The 17,391-nt window shown below is 68.0% G+C and carries 15 protein-coding genes; 4 read left to right on the forward strand and 11 right to left on the reverse strand.

What is annotated here, in order from left to right; translation table 11 throughout:
• Positions 1-119: 119 nt before the first annotated feature.
• The gene (locus N5J73_RS09880) at positions 120-938 is read left to right on the forward strand and encodes a S1/P1 nuclease (protein ID WP_049446329.1); all 819 of its coding nucleotides are present in this window, start codon (positions 120-122) and stop codon (positions 936-938) included.
• An 11-nt stretch (positions 939-949) separates the two neighbouring features.
• Positions 950-1,750 (forward strand): MBL fold metallo-hydrolase, encoded by an 801-nt coding sequence (locus N5J73_RS09885; RefSeq protein ID WP_049446327.1) that lies wholly within the window; start codon positions 950-952, stop codon positions 1,748-1,750.
• 63 nt (positions 1,751-1,813) lie between these two features.
• On the opposite strand, the gene N5J73_RS09890 is transcribed toward N5J73_RS09885, so the two are convergent.
• The 3 genes from N5J73_RS09890 to N5J73_RS09900 are packed head-to-tail and all read right to left on the reverse strand — an operon-like array spanning position 1,814 to position 3,931.
• Entirely contained in the window at positions 1,814-2,377 is a 564-nt protein-coding gene (locus N5J73_RS09890; RefSeq protein WP_049446326.1) for a hypothetical protein, read from the reverse strand.
• Positions 2,374-3,573 (reverse strand): TonB family protein, encoded by a 1,200-nt coding sequence (locus N5J73_RS09895; RefSeq protein WP_049446324.1) that lies wholly within the window; start codon positions 3,571-3,573, stop codon positions 2,374-2,376. The genes N5J73_RS09890 and N5J73_RS09895 overlap by 4 nt, the downstream gene beginning before the upstream one ends.
• Complete coding sequence (locus tag N5J73_RS09900) at positions 3,566-3,931, reverse strand: BlaI/MecI/CopY family transcriptional regulator (protein ID WP_012481135.1); 366 nt, start codon at positions 3,929-3,931, stop codon at positions 3,566-3,568. Before N5J73_RS09900 ends, N5J73_RS09895 begins: the two co-directional genes overlap by 8 nt.
• A gap of 118 nt (positions 3,932-4,049) precedes the next feature.
• On the opposite strand from N5J73_RS09900, the gene N5J73_RS09905 reads away from it, so the two are divergent.
• Positions 4,050-4,607 carry a flavin reductase family protein gene (locus N5J73_RS09905; protein ID WP_049446322.1) on the forward strand — a complete coding sequence of 186 codons (558 nt, stop codon included), beginning with the start codon at positions 4,050-4,052 and terminating at the stop codon, positions 4,605-4,607.
• 34 nt (positions 4,608-4,641) lie between these two features.
• Positions 4,642-6,594, forward strand: coding sequence for an acetyl-CoA hydrolase/transferase C-terminal domain-containing protein (locus N5J73_RS09910; protein ID WP_049446321.1), 1,953 nt, complete (start codon positions 4,642-4,644; stop codon positions 6,592-6,594).
• 126 nt (positions 6,595-6,720) lie between these two features.
• Here N5J73_RS09910 and tkt read toward each other — a convergent pair whose 3' ends face one another.
• From tkt to N5J73_RS09950, 8 genes are all read right to left on the reverse strand, one after another.
• Positions 6,721-8,718: a transketolase gene (tkt, locus tag N5J73_RS09915; RefSeq protein WP_049444586.1), complete on the reverse strand. Its 1,998-nt coding sequence runs from the start codon at positions 8,716-8,718 to the stop codon at positions 6,721-6,723.
• Positions 8,719-8,932: 214 nt separating this feature from the next.
• A complete protein-coding gene (locus tag N5J73_RS09920; protein ID WP_088480094.1) occupies positions 8,933-10,252 on the reverse strand; it encodes a dicarboxylate/amino acid:cation symporter in 1,320 nt (439 codons plus the stop codon).
• Positions 10,253-10,309: 57 nt separating this feature from the next.
• A complete protein-coding gene (locus N5J73_RS09925; protein ID WP_049444590.1) occupies positions 10,310-12,025 on the reverse strand; it encodes a BatD family protein in 1,716 nt (571 codons plus the stop codon).
• Positions 12,022-13,842, reverse strand: coding sequence for a tetratricopeptide repeat protein (locus tag N5J73_RS09930; protein ID WP_049444592.1), 1,821 nt, complete (start codon positions 13,840-13,842; stop codon positions 12,022-12,024). The genes N5J73_RS09925 and N5J73_RS09930 overlap by 4 nt, the downstream gene beginning before the upstream one ends.
• Positions 13,839-14,843: a VWA domain-containing protein gene (locus N5J73_RS09935; RefSeq protein ID WP_049444594.1), complete on the reverse strand. Its 1,005-nt coding sequence runs from the start codon at positions 14,841-14,843 to the stop codon at positions 13,839-13,841. Before N5J73_RS09935 ends, N5J73_RS09930 begins: the two co-directional genes overlap by 4 nt.
• A complete protein-coding gene (locus N5J73_RS09940; RefSeq protein ID WP_049444596.1) occupies positions 14,840-15,289 on the reverse strand; it encodes a DUF4381 family protein in 450 nt (149 codons plus the stop codon). The genes N5J73_RS09935 and N5J73_RS09940 overlap by 4 nt, the downstream gene beginning before the upstream one ends.
• The gene (locus N5J73_RS09945; protein WP_049444599.1) at positions 15,286-16,215 is read right to left on the reverse strand and encodes a DUF58 domain-containing protein; all 930 of its coding nucleotides are present in this window, start codon (positions 16,213-16,215) and stop codon (positions 15,286-15,288) included. The genes N5J73_RS09940 and N5J73_RS09945 overlap by 4 nt, the downstream gene beginning before the upstream one ends.
• 8 nt (positions 16,216-16,223) lie before the next feature.
• Positions 16,224-17,249: a MoxR family ATPase gene (locus N5J73_RS09950; RefSeq protein WP_049444601.1), complete on the reverse strand. Its 1,026-nt coding sequence runs from the start codon at positions 17,247-17,249 to the stop codon at positions 16,224-16,226.
• Positions 17,250-17,391: the final 142 nt, after the last annotated feature.

Genomic DNA, 17,391 nt, shown 5'->3' on the forward strand with positions numbered 1-17,391 from the left:
GCCGAGGCATGCCTCGGGCCCATGCCGCGGACGGTCCCGCAGCGCCTGCCCCTGCAGCCAGCCCCCAGCAGACAGGAACGCGCCGCTCTTCAATCCACCTACCCCGCTAGAATGTGCGCATGAAAGCCCTGCACTCCCTGTTCCTCGCCGCCGCCCTCGCGCCGGCCCTGCTGACCCTGTCCGCCCCCGCCCATGCCTGGGGTGCGCAAGGCCACCGCCTTGTCGCCGAAGTCGCCGACGCCCGCCTCACCCCCACCGCCCGCGCCGAAGTGGACCGCCTGTTGGCCACCGAACCGGACGCCACCCTGGCCAGCATCGCGCCGTGGGCCGACCAGCTGCGCGCCAAGGACCCGGGCCTGGGCCGTCGCTCGGCCGGCTGGCACTACGTCAACATCGCCGAAGACAACTGCCATTACGAAGCACCGAAGCACTGCAGGAACGGCAACTGCATCGTCGAGGCATTGAAGGCGCAGAGTGCCATCCTCGGCGACCGCAACCTGACCGACGGCGAGCGCTTGCAGGCGCTGAAGTTCGTCGTGCACCTGGTCGGCGACATCCATCAGCCGATGCACGCCGGCTACGCCCACGACAAGGGCGGCAACGATTTCCAGCTGCAGTTCGGCAACCGCGGCACCAACCTGCACTCGCTGTGGGACAGCGGCATGCTCAACACCCGCAAGCTGGACGATGCGGGCTATCTGCCGCTGCTGCAGAGCCAGCGCGCGCCGAAGCTGGCGCGCCAGTCCAACCCGCAGCGCGACCCGCAGACGTGGGCCGAGGCCAGCTGCCGCATCCCCATGCAAGCTGGCGTTTATCCGGCCACGCGTAAAATCGGTGACGAATACACCGAGCGCTACCGGCCGCTGGCCGAAGCGCAGCTGCGACTGGCCGGTGAAAACCTGGCGCAGTTGCTGAACCGCGTGCTCGGCGCGCGCTGAGGAGAGCTCCGATGTCGGTCCAGGTGCAGTCGTTCTTCCACCGTGACAGCAACACCTTCAGCTACCTGGTCAGCGACCCGGCCAGTAGCGAGGCAGCGCTGATCGACCCGGTCCTGGACTACGACCCGGATACCGACGCCAGCAGTGAAGCGCCGCTGCATGGCGCGTTGCAGGCCATCGAGCAACAAGGCCTGCAGTTGCGCTGGCTGCTGGAAACCCATGCCCACGCTGACCATGTGTCGGCCGGGCGCCGCCTGAAGCGTCGCTTCCCGCAGGCCACGCTGGCCATCGGCGAAGGCATCCGCGCGGTACAGGCAACGTTTGCACCACGCTATGGCCTGCAGCTTCCTGCCGCAGATGAAATCTTCGATCACCTGTTCAGCGACGGCGAAACCTTCGCTCTGGGCGAACTACGCTGTCAGGTGATCGCCGTACCCGGCCATACCAGCGACAGCATTGCCTATCTGATCGACGATGCGTTGTTCACCGGTGACTCGCTGTTCATGCCCGACGGTGGCACTGCCCGCTGCGATTTCCCGGGCGGCGATGCCGCGCAGCTGTACCGCTCGATCCAGCGCCTGCTGGCCCTGCCCGATGCAACGCGCGTGTTTGTCTGCCACGACTATGGCCCGGGTGGCCGCGGCTTCGCCAACGAAACCACCGTCGGCGAACAGCGCGCGCACAACATCCACGTGCACGACGGTGTGGCCGAGGCGGAATTCGTCAGCGTGCGACAGGCCCGCGATGCCACGCTGGAAGAACCGAAACTGATGCAGCCGGCGGTGAAGGCCAACATCCAGGGCGGGGCCTGAGGCGCCGCGCGGTACCCGCCGGGCAAGGCCCGGCGCTACCGTTCCGTCGGGAATCAGCCCTGTTCACTTCCCCTGCGTGCGCACCACATGCTGGCCCTTCACGACCTCGAAGGTGAAAGCGTACTGCAGGGTGACAGCCACCGGTTCGACCCGCTCGGCACTGCGGCAGTCGCCGCGATCAGCCGGCACCTTGCCCGGTGCGAAGTGGCAGACCGCGGCAGACGAGTACTTCCACATGGCAACCGCCTCCTGCGCTGCCTGCAGCAAGGGCGCATTCTCCGGTGCCTCACCCGCACTGCATTCGCTGCGGTCGGTCAGCGGGATGCTGCGCTCAACGCTGCCCTGCGCATCCACCACCACCTGCAGGCAGACCGTAGTCGGCGGCAGCGAGGTGCGTGGATCACGCTCGCCCACTACCGGATCCGGTGCCGTATGCAGCTGCGGCATGCGGTAGCCTTCGCTGGCGGCCAGCGTGTAGCGCTGGATCTGGCCGGTCCCTCCCCCCGCATCGGGCCGCAGGCGCTGGTGACCGACATTTTCGCTGCGGGTATCGACCGTGGTCAGGCGATCCTGGGTTGCACACCCCACCAGCAGCGCCGCCATCATCAACAGCGGCGCGGACTTCACTTCGCGTCCTCGGTGTCATCCATGGCGAAGGTGATCGGAATCTTCACCGCCCCTGCAACCGGCTGGCCATGCTTCACCGCCGGCCGATAGGTCCAGCTGCGTGCGGCGGCGATCGACACCGCATCGAACACGCCCGGGTTGGTGGCACTGAGCACCTGGACATCAGTGGGATGCCCTTGGGCGTCCACTTCCACGCGCAGGTTCACTACGCCCACCTGGCGCTGCTCGACCGCGGACTTCGGGTAGGACGGTGGCGGCATCTTGTCGACCTGGATCTCCCGATCCATGACGGGCCCTGCCGGGCCTCCCGCCGTACCGCCCTGGCTGGCCCACGCCACCGCTCCCATTCCCAGACACAACCCGACCACCAGTACCTGCCCCGACACCCACGGCAATGCCTTCCGCTTGGACTGCTTCAACATGGCGATACGCTCCTTCAACACGGGTTGGCCGCGCCAATGGCAGACCGCGGGCGCAACCGGGTGGACCAGCTGCGCCTTCAGCAGCGTGCTGGCGTAGAGGCCGCGCAGCGCAGGCTGCGGGGCCATGGTGCGGGCATCACAGGCCAGCTCCTGATCGCGCAGGAAGCGGCGTGCAGCCCACGGCACCAGCGGGTGGAACCAGAACGCCGCGCGCATCAGCAGCAGCGCGCCGTTGGCCCAGTGATCGCCGTTGCGACGGTGGTTGCGCTCATGCTGCAGGATCAGGCCCTGCTCCTGTGCACTGAACTGCTGATCGAATTCCGGGCCGACCACGATGCGCGGCCGCCACAGGCCCACCAGCGCGGGCAGGCCTGGATCGCCGCTGGCCTGCCAGCTTCCATCGGTGCGCAGCTTCAGTGGCCCCATGCGCCGTTCGAAACGACGCTGCGCGCGCAAGTCGCGCAGCAGGCAGATACCCGCGCCCAGTGCCCACAGCGTGAACAACAGCCCGGCCCATGAAAGCCAATGCCCGGCCACGCTATCAAGGGCACCGGGCATCACTTTCAGCGGCAGCGTGGGCACCTGCTGCAACAGCGCAGCCTGCGGCAATGGCAGCAGCAAGGCCACCAGCAGCATCGGCAACAACCACCAGCTGCGATAGGCCAGTCCCGCGCCGCCCAATCGCACCAGCAATGGCCGCATCACCGCCAGCAGGACCACGCCCACCGCCAGCCACAGGCTGGCCCGCCACAGTCCGTCGAGCAGCTCAGTCATGGTCCAGCTCCTGGATGAGCTTCTTCAGTTCGGCGATGTCCTGCGCGCTCAACTGGCCACGTTCGCTGAAGTGCGCGACCAGCGGCGCCACGCGCCCTTCAAAGACTCGCCCGATGAAATCCTGGCTCTGCGCCTCCACCCAGGCCTGGCGCTGCAGCAGCGGCCGGTACAGGTAGCGCCGTCCATCACGTTCGGCGGCGATCGCGCCCTTGGTCAGCAGGCGGTTGAGCAAGGTCTTGATGGTCGGCTCGGCCCAGTCGCGGTGGGCCAGCGCGGCGACCACTTCGTCGGCGCTACGCGGTGCCTGCTGCCACAGCACCTCCATCACAACGGCTTCGGCTTCGCTGATCGGGGTCATGGTTTACATCCGTAATCGACGATTCGATTACGCGCGTAATCGAATCGCCTGTCAAGCCTCTCGACTCCAGGTTCATCGAATCTGCGCCAGCATCGGTTCCTCCCGCCCCAGGCCCCGGATGAAAGCGCTGCGCAAGAAGGATTTCCCGGTCGAGCAGGCCCGCCGCTTCCTCGAACCCGGCCCGATCGTGCTGGTTAGCACGGCTTGGGGCGGCCAGCGCAACCTGATGACGATGGGCTGGCATATGGTGATGGGCTTCTCGCCTTCGCTGGTCGCCACCTACCTGTGGAACGAAAACCACAGCCATGCGCTGGCCCGTGGCAGCGGCGAGTGCGTGATCAACGTGCCCGGCGTGGAGCTGCTCGATACCGTGGTGGACATCGGCAACTGCAGCGGCCGCGAGGTCGACAAGTTCGCCCGTTTCGGTCTCGACGCATTGCCCGCGCGCGAGGTCGGCGCGCCGCTGGTCGGCCAATGTCATTCGTGCTTCGAATGCCGCTTGTACGACGACAGCCAGGTGGCGTCGAGCAACCTGTTCATCTGGGAAATCGTGCGCGCCCACGTCGCGCCCCGGCCAAAGCTGCCGCGCACGGTGCATTACCGGGGCGATGGGCAGTTCATGGTGTCAGGCGCGGAAGTCTCGCGTCGACGGCGGTTCAAGCCCGACATGCTGTAATGCCAGCACTCCCCCACACGCAGGACCGCCGCGCATGACCGAACACCTCACCGACCTGGACGCCGCTGTCGACTGGTTGTTTGCGCGCGTGGACGGGCCGCTGCGGATCGGGGCACCGCTGGCACTGGGCAAGCCACACCGGCTGCTCAATGCCCTCTACGCACGCGTCGAGCACGACCATTCGCGGCCGCTGCAGCTGTATACCGCGCTGTCGCTGAATCCGCCGAAGGCGCGGGGCAACGGCCTGGAAGCGCGCTTCCTGGCGCCGTTCGCGCAGCGCCATTTCGGCGACGACTTCCCGCGCCTGGCTTATGCCGATGCGATCGCGCGCGACGCGTTGCCGGCACATGTGCAGGTGGAAGAGTTCTACATGCAATCCGGCGCCCTGCTCGGGTCGCGGCAGGCGCAATCCAGCTATACCAGCCTGAACTACACCCACGCCGCCGATGCGGTGGCGCAGCGCGCGCCGCAGGTGATCGTGCAGAAGGTGGCGATGCGGCCCGATGACCGCCGGCTCTCGTTGTCTTGCAACAACGACATCACCCAGGACACGCTGGATGCGATGACCGCGCGCGGGCTGCCGCGCCCGTTGCTGATCGCCGAGATCGACCCGCAGCTGCCCTATCTGGGCGGCTCGGCGACGGTCGATGTGTCGTTCTTCGATCTGGTGATCACCCCGCCACCGCCGTACCCGGCGTTGTTCGGCCTGCCGCGGCAACCAGTTGGCGATGCTGACTACGCCATTGGCCTGTACGCCAGCACGCTGGTGCGCGATGGCGGCACCCTGCAGATTGGCATCGGCACGCTGGCCGATGCGCTCAGCCATGCGCTGGTGCTGCGCCACACCGACAACGCCCGCTACCGCCGCGTACTGCACGCGCTGGACCCGCAGCTGGCCAGCCACCCGCTGGTGCAGGAAATCGGCGGACTGGATCCGTTCGAGGTGGGCCTGTACGGCTGCAGCGAGATGCTCAACGAGGGCTTCCGCCGGCTGGTGCAGACCGGGGTGATCAAGCGCAAGGTGCACGACGACCTGGCGCTGATGCAGCGCATTGAAAATGGCAGCACGCTGTCCATCGATCACGCCACCCTGGCCGCCGAGGGCGAGTACCTGCATGGCGCGTTCTACCTGGGCTCGCCGGAATTCTACGAGTGGCTGCGCACATTGCCGGAAGACGAGTGCCGCGCGATCGGCATGCGCCGGATCAGCGAGATCAACCAGCTGTACGGCGGCAACGAAACGTTGGAACGCCTGCAGCGCCGGCACGCGCGCTTCTTCAACTCCTGCATGATGGCCACCGCGCTGGGTGCGGCGGTGTCGGATGCGCTGGACGACGGACGCGTAGTGTCCGGCGTAGGCGGCCAGTACAACTTCGTGGCGATGGCACATGCGCTGCCGGAAGCGCGCAGCGTGCTGATGTTCCGCGCCGCGCGCGATGACAAGGGCCAGCGCGAATCCAACGTTCGCTGGAACTACGGGCATACCACCATCCCGCGCCACCTGCGCGACATCTACCTCAACGAATACGGCATCGCCGATCTGCGTGGGCTGACCGACGAGGACTGCGTGCATGCGATGACCGCGATCACCGAAGCCCCGTTCCAGGGCGGCCTGCTGCAGCAGGCACATGCCTCGCGCAAGCTGCTGGCCGCCGCGCAACCAGATCCGGAACAGCAGCAGCGCAACACGCCGCAGGCATTGGCCGCCGCACTGGCACCCTTCCGCGCCGATGGCAGCCTGCCCGACTATCCGCTGGGCAGCGACTTCAACGAGATCGAGCAGGTGCTGGTGAAGGCGCTGGGTTGGCTGAAGGCCAACACGCAGACCCGCGCCGACAAGCTGCGCACCGTCTGGGCAGCGCTGCGCCAACCCGCTGGCGACGGCGATGCGGTGTACCTGCAGCGCATGGGCCTGCAGGCCCCGAAGGATTTCGCCGAACGCCTGGACGCGCGCCTCCTGCGGCTGGCACTGGCGCGCACCGCCTGAGAAAAGGGGACGGAGGGGATTAAGTCGTATGTGCACATACGACTTAATCCCCTCCGTCCCCTTTTTCCTGCGGCAAAGAAAAGGCCGGCGTGCGCCGGCCTTTCCTTCATCACGCTGCGATGCTGCTTACAGCGACTTGGCGGCTTCCACCACGTGGGCGGCGGTGATGCCGAAGTGCTTGTACAGCTGGTCGGCCGGAGCCGAGGCACCGAAGGTGTCGATACCGATCACGGCACCGTCCAGGCCGACGAACTGGCGCCAGAAACCGGTGACGCCGGCTTCCACGGCCACGCGCTTGCGCACGGCATTCGGCAGCACCGATTCACGGTAGGCCGCATCCTGGCGCAGGAACACGTCGGTGGACGGCATCGAGACCACGCGGGTCTTGAGGCCGGCCGCGTCCAGCTGGGCCTTGGCTTCGGTGGCCAGCGAGACTTCCGAACCGGTGGCGATCAGGATCACGTCCGGGGTGCCGGCCGCATCGGCCAGCACGTAGCCACCGCGCTCGATCTGGGCGATCTGCTCGGCGTTGCGTGGCTGGTGCGGCAGGTTCTGGCGGCTGAACACCAGGCAGCTCGGGCCATCCTGGCGGGTGATCGCGGCCTTCCAGCTCACCGCCGACTCGACCGCATCGCACGGACGCCACACGTCGTTGTTCGGGATGTAGCGCAGCGAGGCCAGGTGCTCCACCGGCTGGTGGGTCGGGCCGTCTTCGCCCAGGCCGATCGAGTCGTGGGTGTAGACGTGGATGGCGTGGGCCGGGATCAGCGCGCTCATGCGCACGCCGTTGCGGGCGTAGTCGCTGAACACCAGGAAGGTGGCGTCGAACGGAATGAAGCCACCGTGCAGGGCCAGGCCATTGGCAATGGCGGTCATGCCGAACTCGCGCACGCCGTAGTACACGTAGTTGGCGTTGGCGTCGTCGCTGGCAACCGATTTGCTGCCCTTCCACAGGGTCAGGTTGGAGTGCGCCAGGTCGGCCGAGCCGCCGACGATTTCCGGCAGCAGCGGGGCGAAGGCTTCAATGGCCAGCTGCGAGGCCTTGCGCGACGCGATCGTCGGGCCTTCAGCGGCCACCTGGGCGATGTAGGCATCGGCCTTGGCAACGAAGTCGGCCGGCAGCTCGCCGTGCGAGCGACGGGTCAGTTCAGCGGCTTCGCCCGGGTACTGGCTGGCGTACTTGTCGAACAGCTGTTCCCACTCGGCCTGGCGCAGGGTGCCGGCGCCATTGGCGCGCCAGCCGTCGTAGATCGCCTGCGGGATCTCGAACGGACCGTACTCCCAGCCCAGCTGCTTGCGGGTGGCTTCCAGCTCGTCCTTGCCCAGCGGGGCGCCGTGGCTGGATTCCTTACCCGCCTTGTTCGGCGAACCAAAACCAATGGTGGTGCGGCAGCAGATCAGGGTCGGCTTGTCGCTCTGCGACAGCGCGGCCTCGATGCCGGCCTTGATGCTCTCCGGGTCGTGGCCATCAACATCGCGCACCACGTTCCAGCCATAGGCCTCGAAACGCTCCGGGGTGTTGTCGGTGAACCAGCCCTCGACGTTGCCGTCGATGGAGATGTGGTTGTTGTCCCAGAAGCAGACCAGCTTGTGCAGGCCCCAGGTGCCAGCCAGCGACGCCGCTTCATGCGACACGCCTTCCATCAGGCAGCCATCGCCCATGAACACCCAGGTGCGGTGGTCGACCACTTCCAGCTCCGGGCGGTTGAAGCGCTGAGCCAGCAGCTTCTCGGCCAGGGCGAAGCCCACGGCGTTGGCAAAACCCTGGCCCAGCGGGCCGGTGGTGGTTTCCACGCCCGGGGTCTCGTGGCGTTCCGGGTGACCGGCGGTGTGGCTGCCCAGCTGGCGGAACAGCTTCAGCTGCTCGATCGGCAGGTCGTAACCGCTCAGGTGCAGCAGCGCGTACTGCAGCATCGAACCGTGGCCGTTGGACAGCACGAAACGGTCGCGGTTGAACCAGTGCGGATTGCTCGGGTTATGGCGGAGGTAGTCGTTCCAGAGGACTTCGGCGATGTCGGCCATGCCCATGGGCATGCCGGGGTGGCCGGACTTTGCGGTTTCAACCGCATCGGCGGCAAGGAAGCGGATGGCGTTGGCCAACTGGCGACGGGTAGGCTGCGTCATGGTTCTGTCGGAATCGGGAGGCGGCCGCGGACGTGCGGGCGGCCTATTGTCCCATAGTCGTCGGGCCGGGGGTCGGTTCACCGTGCCCGGTCGTGGCGGCCGCTGGCCGACACTTCATGATCTCCGCCGGATTCCGCATGTGAAAAGGGGTCGAATCCCTTTCTTTGCGGAAAGGAATCCGACCCCGATCAGGTCGCCAGCAGTGGCTCCGGACTCAGTCCTGCTGCGGGCCCAGCGCCGGGCCATCGTGGCCTTCGCCCTTGGCCACCAGCGTGGTCAGGGCCAGGTCGCCAGTCACGTTCAGCGCGGTACGGCACATGTCCAGGAAGTGGTTCACGCCCAGGATCAGGCCGATACCGAGCGGATTCACGCCCACCATCGCGCAGATCATCGCCACCACCGGCAGCGAGCCCGACGGCACGCCGGCAGTGCCGATGCCACCGAGGATGCAGACCGCCATCACCATGATCTGCTGGCCGATGCTCAGGTCCACGCCGAAGAACTGGGCCAGGAAGATCACCGTCACGCCCTCGAACAGCGCGGTGCCGTTCTGGTTGGCGGTGGCGCCCACGGTCAGCACGAAGCGCGACACGCGCTGCGGCAGGCCCATCTGGTCGGCCACGCGCAGCGCGGTCGGCAGGGTGGCGTTGCTGGAGGCCGTGGAGAACGCCATCACCGTCGCCTCCTGGGTATCGCGGAAGAACGACAGCGGCGAGCGACCGGACAGCCATACGGCCGTACCGTAGGTCACCACCATGTGCAGGCCGAGGGCCAGCACCACCACGCCCACGTAGGCGCCCAGGCGGATGATCAGCTCGAAGCCGAACAGCGCGGCCAGGTTGAACATGAAGCAGGCCACCGCATACGGGGCCAGGCGGATGACCAGGTTGATCAGGGTCATCGAGATTTCGAACACGCCTTCGATGGCGCGGCGCAGCGGGGCGACCTTCTCGTTGTCGGTTAGCACCATGCCGATGCCGAACATCAGCGCGAAGAACATCAGCGACAGGATCGCACCGTTGTCAGACGCAGCCTGCAGCACGTTGCTCGGCACGATCGACAGCAGCATGTCCATGCCCTTCGGCGTGCCATGGATGCCAGCAACGATTTCCTTGCTGCGCTCGGCGTTCTCCGACAACATCATCGCGGCGACCTGCGGGTCGACGCCGGCACCCGGCTTGAGCAGGTTGACCAGCACCAGGCCGATGCCCACGGCAATGCCGGACAGCAACACGGTGTAGGCCAGCGTTTTCCAGCCGATGCGGCCGAGGGCGCGGATGTCGCCCATCTCCGACACACCCATGATCAGCGCCGAGAAGATCAGCGGCACGATCAGCATGAAGATCAGGTTGAGGAACAGGCCCGATGCCGGGGTAGTGACGTAGTCCATTACCCACTTGGCACCGGCCTGCAGACCATCGACGCTGCCGCCCAGGGCGTGCACGATCAGTCCCAGGACCAGGCCGATCGCAAAGCCGATGCCCATCTTCCAATGCAGGGGCAACTTCTTCTTGTCGGCAGCAGCTGCTGTCATACGCGGGTTTCCTCGAAAAATGAATGCACTCTAACAAAGCGCGCAAGCGGCGCCGGTTCAGGTTCGCCGTGGCGGATACAGCGGCGCCAGCCCAGTGTCGACGGCACCCGCGGCCGTCGACCAGTGCGGTCCGTCACGGAAGACTTCGCGCAGGCGCGCACGCAGCGGCGCCAGATCACCCTGTCCGCCCCAGCGCGCCTGCTGCAGGTCCTGCAGTACCTGGCGCTGGGCTGCATCCTCAAGCCGCGCGATGACCTGTTCGATGTGTGCAACGCCGGCCATCGCACACAGCTGTGCTTCAACCTGGTCGAACCCCTCGCCATCGAGCGCGCGGCGCAGTTCGGCCAGGCCGGCACGTCCGCTCGCCACAGTCGGCACAGAGGGCTTGCCAGCGACAGGCGTCACTGCACGCGGGCGCCGGCCTCGCTGCCAGCCCCACAACAGGGTCAACAGCCACAGCAGCGCCAGACCGATGGCCGCCGCCATCCACGGCCACGGACGCTCGGCCAGGCCGCTGGCGCGCGGATCGGTGGCCGCGATACGGCTGTCCTGGCCATCGGTGCCCGGCAATGCGGCGTCGGTGTCGATCGGCGGCAACGTTGCCGGTGAGGCAGTGCCCGTGCCGGTGCCGGCCGCAACCGTCAGTGTCAGGTCCGGCAGCTTCGCCTCCTGCGCCTTGCCGTTGCGCACGTCCCACCAGGGCAGGCGCGGCCCTGGCACCGCCAGCGCGCCCGGCTGGCGCGGCACGATCGAATAACGGCGGGTGATCTTCAGCCGCGGCGTGCTGCCGTTGAAGGTCTCTTCGTACTGCGCGGGTTCGGCAAACACCTGCGCATTGGCGCCGACATCCGGCACCGGCAGGTCGGTGAACTGCGCGCGGGTCGCGCCTTCAGCAATCGCCTCGACCACCACGTTGGCCGCTTCGCCGGTACGGGCACTGGTCGGCGCACTGGTGTAGCGCAGCTGGAGACTCTGCAGTGGCAGCCATGGCTGCGGCGCCTGTGCCGGCTGTGCCTGCACCTGCAACGTGCGGTCAGCGCCGGTGGCATTCATGCGCCCGTCGCCACCACCGAAGAAGTCATCGAAGAAGCCGCCCGCGCTGCGCCCGCTGAAACGGGCACCGGCGAGGCGCAACGCGCCGCTGCGCTCCGGGATCAGCAGGAAGCGCCGCTCGACCACGTTGTAGCGGCGGCCATTGACCTGTCGCACATCGGTGCGATCATCGCCCACCCGCTGCAATGACGCGCCTGCCGGGGTATCCAGCACCAGTTCGCCGGAGGCCAGCTGCGAAGCGAAATACAGCCGCACCACCACGCCTACGCTCTGCTGCACATACGGTGTCTGGTCATCGACAACGGTTTCGATGAACGCCACCGCATTGCTGTCAGGGCCGGCCACGGCAGCGGCATCCACCTGCAGGGTCAGCGGCGCGGTACGTACGCTGCCCACCTGCAGGCCCGGCACCACCAGTGCACCGCTGCGCCGTGGCGTCAGCGCCACGCCGTACAGGTTGCGCTGCTGCATGCTGCCGTTGCTCCACTCCACCTGGCGGCTGCTGGTCTGCCCGCTGAGGTCGAAGTCGGTACGCAATGGCGTGAAGTCCGGCGCGCCCTGGTCGCTCTCGACATTGAGCGTGACCGTGTCGCCCATCGCGATGCGGTCGCGGTCCAGCCACGCGCGCGGCTGCGCCCAGGCCAGCAGCGGCAGCCACAGCAGCAGTGCCGCCAGTACCTGCAGTGGCCAGCGCCCGTGCATGTTGATCGCCCGCGTCATCGCCCTTCCCTCTTCCTGCGTTCGTTTTCCAGCTGGAACTTGGCCCGCAGCAGTGCCCCCGGGTCATCCGGTACGCGCCGCATCCAGGCCTCCACCGCTTGTTGCTCCTCGCGTTGGCGCGGGGTGCTGCCGTCACTGCCTGGCACGGGCTTGCCATCCTGTTCGCCCTTGCCCTCACGTGCCTGCTGCATTGCCTGCTGCATGCGCTGGCGCTGCTGCTCATCCGCCTGGGCCTGCGCCTTGGCATCCTCCACCTGCGGCGGCGCCTGTTGGCCATCGCGGCCACGCTCGCCGGGCTGCGGGCTCGACGGGTTCCTGTCGTCACCGGGCTTGGGCTGGCCCTGCTGGCCCGGCTGCGGCTGGCCCTGGCCGGGATTCTGCTGGCCCTGCTGCGGCTGCTGGCCCTGGCCGTTCTGCGGTTGCTTCTGCTGCCCGTTCTGCGGCGGTTTCTGCTGATCCTGGCCTTTGCCACCCGATTGCTTGCGCTTGCGTGCGGCATCGACCACGGCACGGTTGGCGACCGCATCGGCCATGCCGGGATGCAGCGCCAACGCGCGGTCGTAGGCGGCAATGGCTTCGTCGTAGTTGCCCTGGCGCGCCAGCGTATTGGCCAGGTTGTACCAGCCGGCATCGCTGTCGATGCCTTCGAATTGCTTGCGTGCGTTGGCAAAGTCGCCACTGCGGTAAGCCTGTACGCCTTCCGCCAAGCGCTGGTGCTGCAGTTGATCAGCACGCTTCCACAGCGTGCCCTGCACGGGCTGCGAAGCGGCCGCTGGAGGTGCCTGTGCCTGCACATTCCCCATCCACGGCAGCAGGCCCACTGCCAGCACGGCCGCCAGCACCGCGCGGCGACGGAAGGCGAGCAGCGCCAGCAGCATCACCGGTGGCACCAGCCAGAACCCTTCATCACGCCATTGCTTGCCCTCGCCCGGCCGCTGCGCCGCGGCACCTTCGCGTGCATCAAGTACACCGAGCGCGTGCAGGTCACTGTCATCGGCGGCGATGCGGGCATAGCGGCCACCGCCTGCGGTGGCCACTGCACGCAGGCTGCCTTCGTCCAGCGCAGCCTGGCGGATCTGCCCACTGCCGTCCCGGTACGCCGCACCAGCGGGCGTCCCCAGGCCCAGTACCGACACCTGCAGGCCGAGGCTGCGCGCCTGCGCTGCGGCCAGTGCCGCTTCATCATCCGCCTGATCGCTGACCAGCAGGATCTGCCCCCGCAATGCCCCGATCTGGCGCATCAACCGCGTCGCCCAGTCGATGCCGCGGTCGGCACGTTGGCCATCACGTGGCATCACATCGGGCGACAACGCGTCCAGATACAGCGCAACGTTGCTGCCGTCGTCGGTCAGCGGCGCCACGGTGTAGGCATCTTCGGCATAGACCACCAGGCCCACCTGGCCGCCCTGGCGTGCGCGCAGCAGCTCGCCCACCTTCGCCCGCGCCTGCAGCAGGCGCGAGGGCGGCAGATCGGTAGCGGTAATCCGGCTGGACAGATCCAGCACCACCAGCAGCGGTGCGCTGGCCTGGAACATCGGCTGCGCCTGCTGCCGCCAGCTCGGTCCGGCCATGGCCAGCGAGGCCAGCGTCCAGCCCAGCAGCACGGCCCAGGGCAGGCGTGCACGCCGGCGCTTGCCCGCAGCCAGCAGATGAGGCAACAGGTGGGCATCGACCGCTGTTCGCCACACATCGCTGCGCCGCTGCCGGTACAACGCCAGCGCGAGGATCAGCGGCAATGCCAGCAAGGCCCACAGCCATTCCGGGCGCAGGAAGTGCAGCGCATTCCAGTCGGGAAGATGGGAAGCCAACGCGATCATCGGCGACGCTCCGGCCACACCCATGCCAATGCGCCCAGCAACAACGCCAGACCCACCGGCCAGGCATAGCGCTCTTCGCGCGGGCGCAGGCTCGGGCCCTTCGCTGCGATCGGTTCCAGCCGATCCAGTTCGGCATAGATGCCGGCCAGCTGCGCGGTGTCGCGGGCGCGGAAGAACTGGCCGCCGGTCATGCTCGCGATCTTCTTCAACGTAGCCTCGTCGACCGGATCCTGGTCGGCGGATACGGGAATGCCGAACAGGCGCATGCTGCCATCACCACCAAATGCCACGGTATGGATACGCACACCTTCGGCGCGGGCCACTTCCGCCGCGCGCAGCGGTTCCAGCACGCCGGCGTTGCTGACGCCGTCGGTCAGCAGGATCAGCACGCGCTGTCCCTCGGGTTGGCTGCGCAGGCGTTTCACTGCCAGGCCGATGGCATCACCGATGGCCGTCTCGCGGCCGGCCAGGCCGACCACGCTGTCGCGCAGCTGGTCACGCACGCTGGCCAGGTCGGCAGTAAGCGGTGTAAGCGTGTAGGCGCGGTCGCCGAAGATCAGCAGGCCGATGCGATCACCGGCACGACGATCAAGGAAATCGGCCAGCACGGCCTTGGCTGCGGTCAGGCGATCCACCGCCTGCCCACCCAGCACCATGTCGCCCTCGCCCATGCTGCCGGACACGTCCATCGCCAGCATCATCTGCCGGCCCTGCTGCGGTGGCGTGATCGCTTCGCCCAGCTGTTGCGGGCGAGCCAGTGCGACGCACAGCGCGCACCAGCCCAGCCACAACAGCAGCGTACGCAGCCACGAAACATCAACGCGGCCGCCTCCGGCCAGCGCTTCCAGTTCCGTCGCCGCATAGGGCACGCGCAGCGCAGCGCCGGGATCGGCACGACGCTTCCACCAGCGCATCAGCAACGGCAACGGCAGCGCCAGCAGGGCCAGCGGCCACGCCAGCTGCAGGTCCGGCCATGGCCAGTAACTTGCCAGCAGGTTCATCGGCGCCGCTCCAGCAGCATGGCCAGATAGCGCTCGCGCGCCCAACTGCGCAGCGCCGCCACATCGCTGGCGTCCACCCGTGGGCGATAGGCGCCTTCCGCCAGCAGACTGCGACGTGCCGCGGGCAGCGTGCCTTTCGGATCCACACGCTGCCACCACGCATCATCGCGAAGGGATTCACTGCCGGGCTGTGCCTGGCGCGCGGCGCGACGCAGCAGTCCGGCGATTGCCGCCAGTTCTGCAGCAGCATCGGCGGTGGTCGCCAGCTCCTGGTCGAACAGCTGCAACCAGCGCTGGCGGCGTCGGCGACGCTGCCACCACAGCAAGGCCAACGCCACCAGCAACAGCAGCACCCCACCGCCGATCATCAGATAGCCTGGCGCCGGTGGCCACCACGATGGGGCCGGCGGCAGCTGCACATCGCGCAGCGGCAGGTTGGCGCTCATGCCGGCACCTCGGTGGGGGAGGGTGCCAGCCAGGCATCGCTGGGCGCATCGGTGGACAGCACCTGCACATCAACACGGCGCGCGCCAAGCTGGCGTCGCAGTTCCTGCAGCGGTTCGACGAAGTGGGCCTGCCAATGGCCCTGCACCTCGCTGCGTCGCAGGTCGAGGCCGATGCGCTGCTGCGCGGTCTGGAACTGCAGCGCGGCCGAGGGCGGCTGCATCTCCAACGGATCGACCAGCAGCACCAGGCTGAGGTCATGGTGCTGGGCCAGCGCGCTCCAGCGCGCCGGTGGAATACGGATGGCCTGCTGCGGATCGGCCAGCACCAGCATGCGCGCGCCCGGGCGCAGCACGCGGGCCGCATGGTCCAGCGCGCGCTCCAGGCCAAGGTCATCGGCCGGTGGCTGCGCGTACCAGCGGGTGAGCGCATCCAGCACGCGCAGCACGCCACGGGGGCCTCCTGCCGGTGCAATCGGTGGTTCACGGTCGCTGCCACGCAGGGCTCCGATGCGATCACCACGACGCTGCGCCGACCACGCGGCAACGGCGCCCGCACGTGCAGCCTGCACCGACTTGAAGCGCACGCGGGTGCCGAAGTACAGGGCCGGCGACGTATCGGCCACGATCAGGCTGACCCGCTCGCGCTCGGCCTGGAACAGTTTGGTGTGGGCACGGCCGGTACGCGCGGTCACCCGCCAGTCGATATGGCGTGCATCGTCACCGGCCACGTACTCGCGCGACTCGGCGTATTCCATGCCGCGGCCGCGCAGCGGGGAAGGTGCCTGGCCCGCGTTGCCGGCACGGCCACGGCGTGGCGGCGGCGGTCGCTGTGCAAGGCGGCGCAGCGCCACCAGCTCGGCCAGCTGTGGGCGCAGCCCGTCACCGTCGCTGACGGAAGAGACGTCGTGCAGGGATGGATCGGTCATGCGCAGGCTCAGGGTGCCGGCACCCGGGCCAGCAGCTCCTGCACCAGGCGTTCGCCATCCCAGCCTTCAGCGGTAGCTTCGTAGCTGGGCAGCACGCGATGGCGCAGCACGTCGGCGGCAACCGCTCGCACATCATCGGGGGTGACGAAATCGCGGCCAGCCAGCCAGGCACGCGCACGCGCACAGCGTTCCAGCGCGATGGAACCACGTGGGCTTGCCCCCCAGGCAATGCGACGGCCAAGGCCAGCGTCATAACGCGACGGCTCACGCGAGGCCAGCACCAGCTCGATCAGGTAGCGTTCCAGCGCTGGCGCCATGTGCAGGTCCAGCACTTCGCGGCGGGCATCGAACACATCCTGCATCGGCAGCTTCTCCGGTGCCGGTGCCGCCTCGCCCAGCGCGCCGCGGGCACGCTCGCGGGCCAGGCGCAGGATCTCCGATTCGGCGGCCTGATCGGGGTAGCTGATGCGCACGTGCATCAGGAAGCGGTCCAGCTGTGCTTCCGGCAGCGGGAAGGTGCCTTCCTGCTCGATCGGGTTCTGCGTGGCCATCACCAGGAACAGCGGCGGCAGCGCGTAGGTGTGGCGGCCAACGGTGACCTGGCGCTCGCCCATCGCTTCCAGCAGTGCCGACTGCACCTTGGCCGGCGCGCGGTTGATTTCATCGGCCAGCAGGATCGGGTGGAAGATCGGGCCAGGTACGAATTCGAAGCGGCCTTCCTGCGGGCGCCAGATCTCGGTACCGGTCAGATCGGCCGGCAGCAGGTCCGGGGTGAACTGCACGCGGGCGAAGTCAGCTTCCAGGCGCGAGGCCAGCGCACGGATCGCCGTGGTCTTGGCCAGGCCCGGAGCGCCTTCCACCAGCAGGTGACCATCGGCCAGCAGCGCGATCAGCAGGCGTTCGACCAGTGCCGCCTGGCCGACGATCTCGGCCGACAGGGCGTCCCGCAGCTGGGTGAAGGCGCCATGCAGGCGGGAGGCGGCCGGCGCGGGCGGCGGCGTGGCGGATTCGGGCATCGGCGGTGGCAGGTTCATGGGGGCCTTTGACCGGCGCGGGACGGCACGGGTTCCCGACATCATCGCAGGGTGCTCTGCGATTGGCATCAAGAACGGCTGAACGGCCCATCCACGCATGGCGGGGATCTACTTGTGGAAACGAGGAAGGGCCGCGCATGGC

It is taken from the genome of Stenotrophomonas sp. GD03654 (assembly GCF_029845105.1).
GTDB classification, from domain to species: Bacteria; Pseudomonadota; Gammaproteobacteria; order Xanthomonadales; family Xanthomonadaceae; genus Stenotrophomonas; species Stenotrophomonas africana.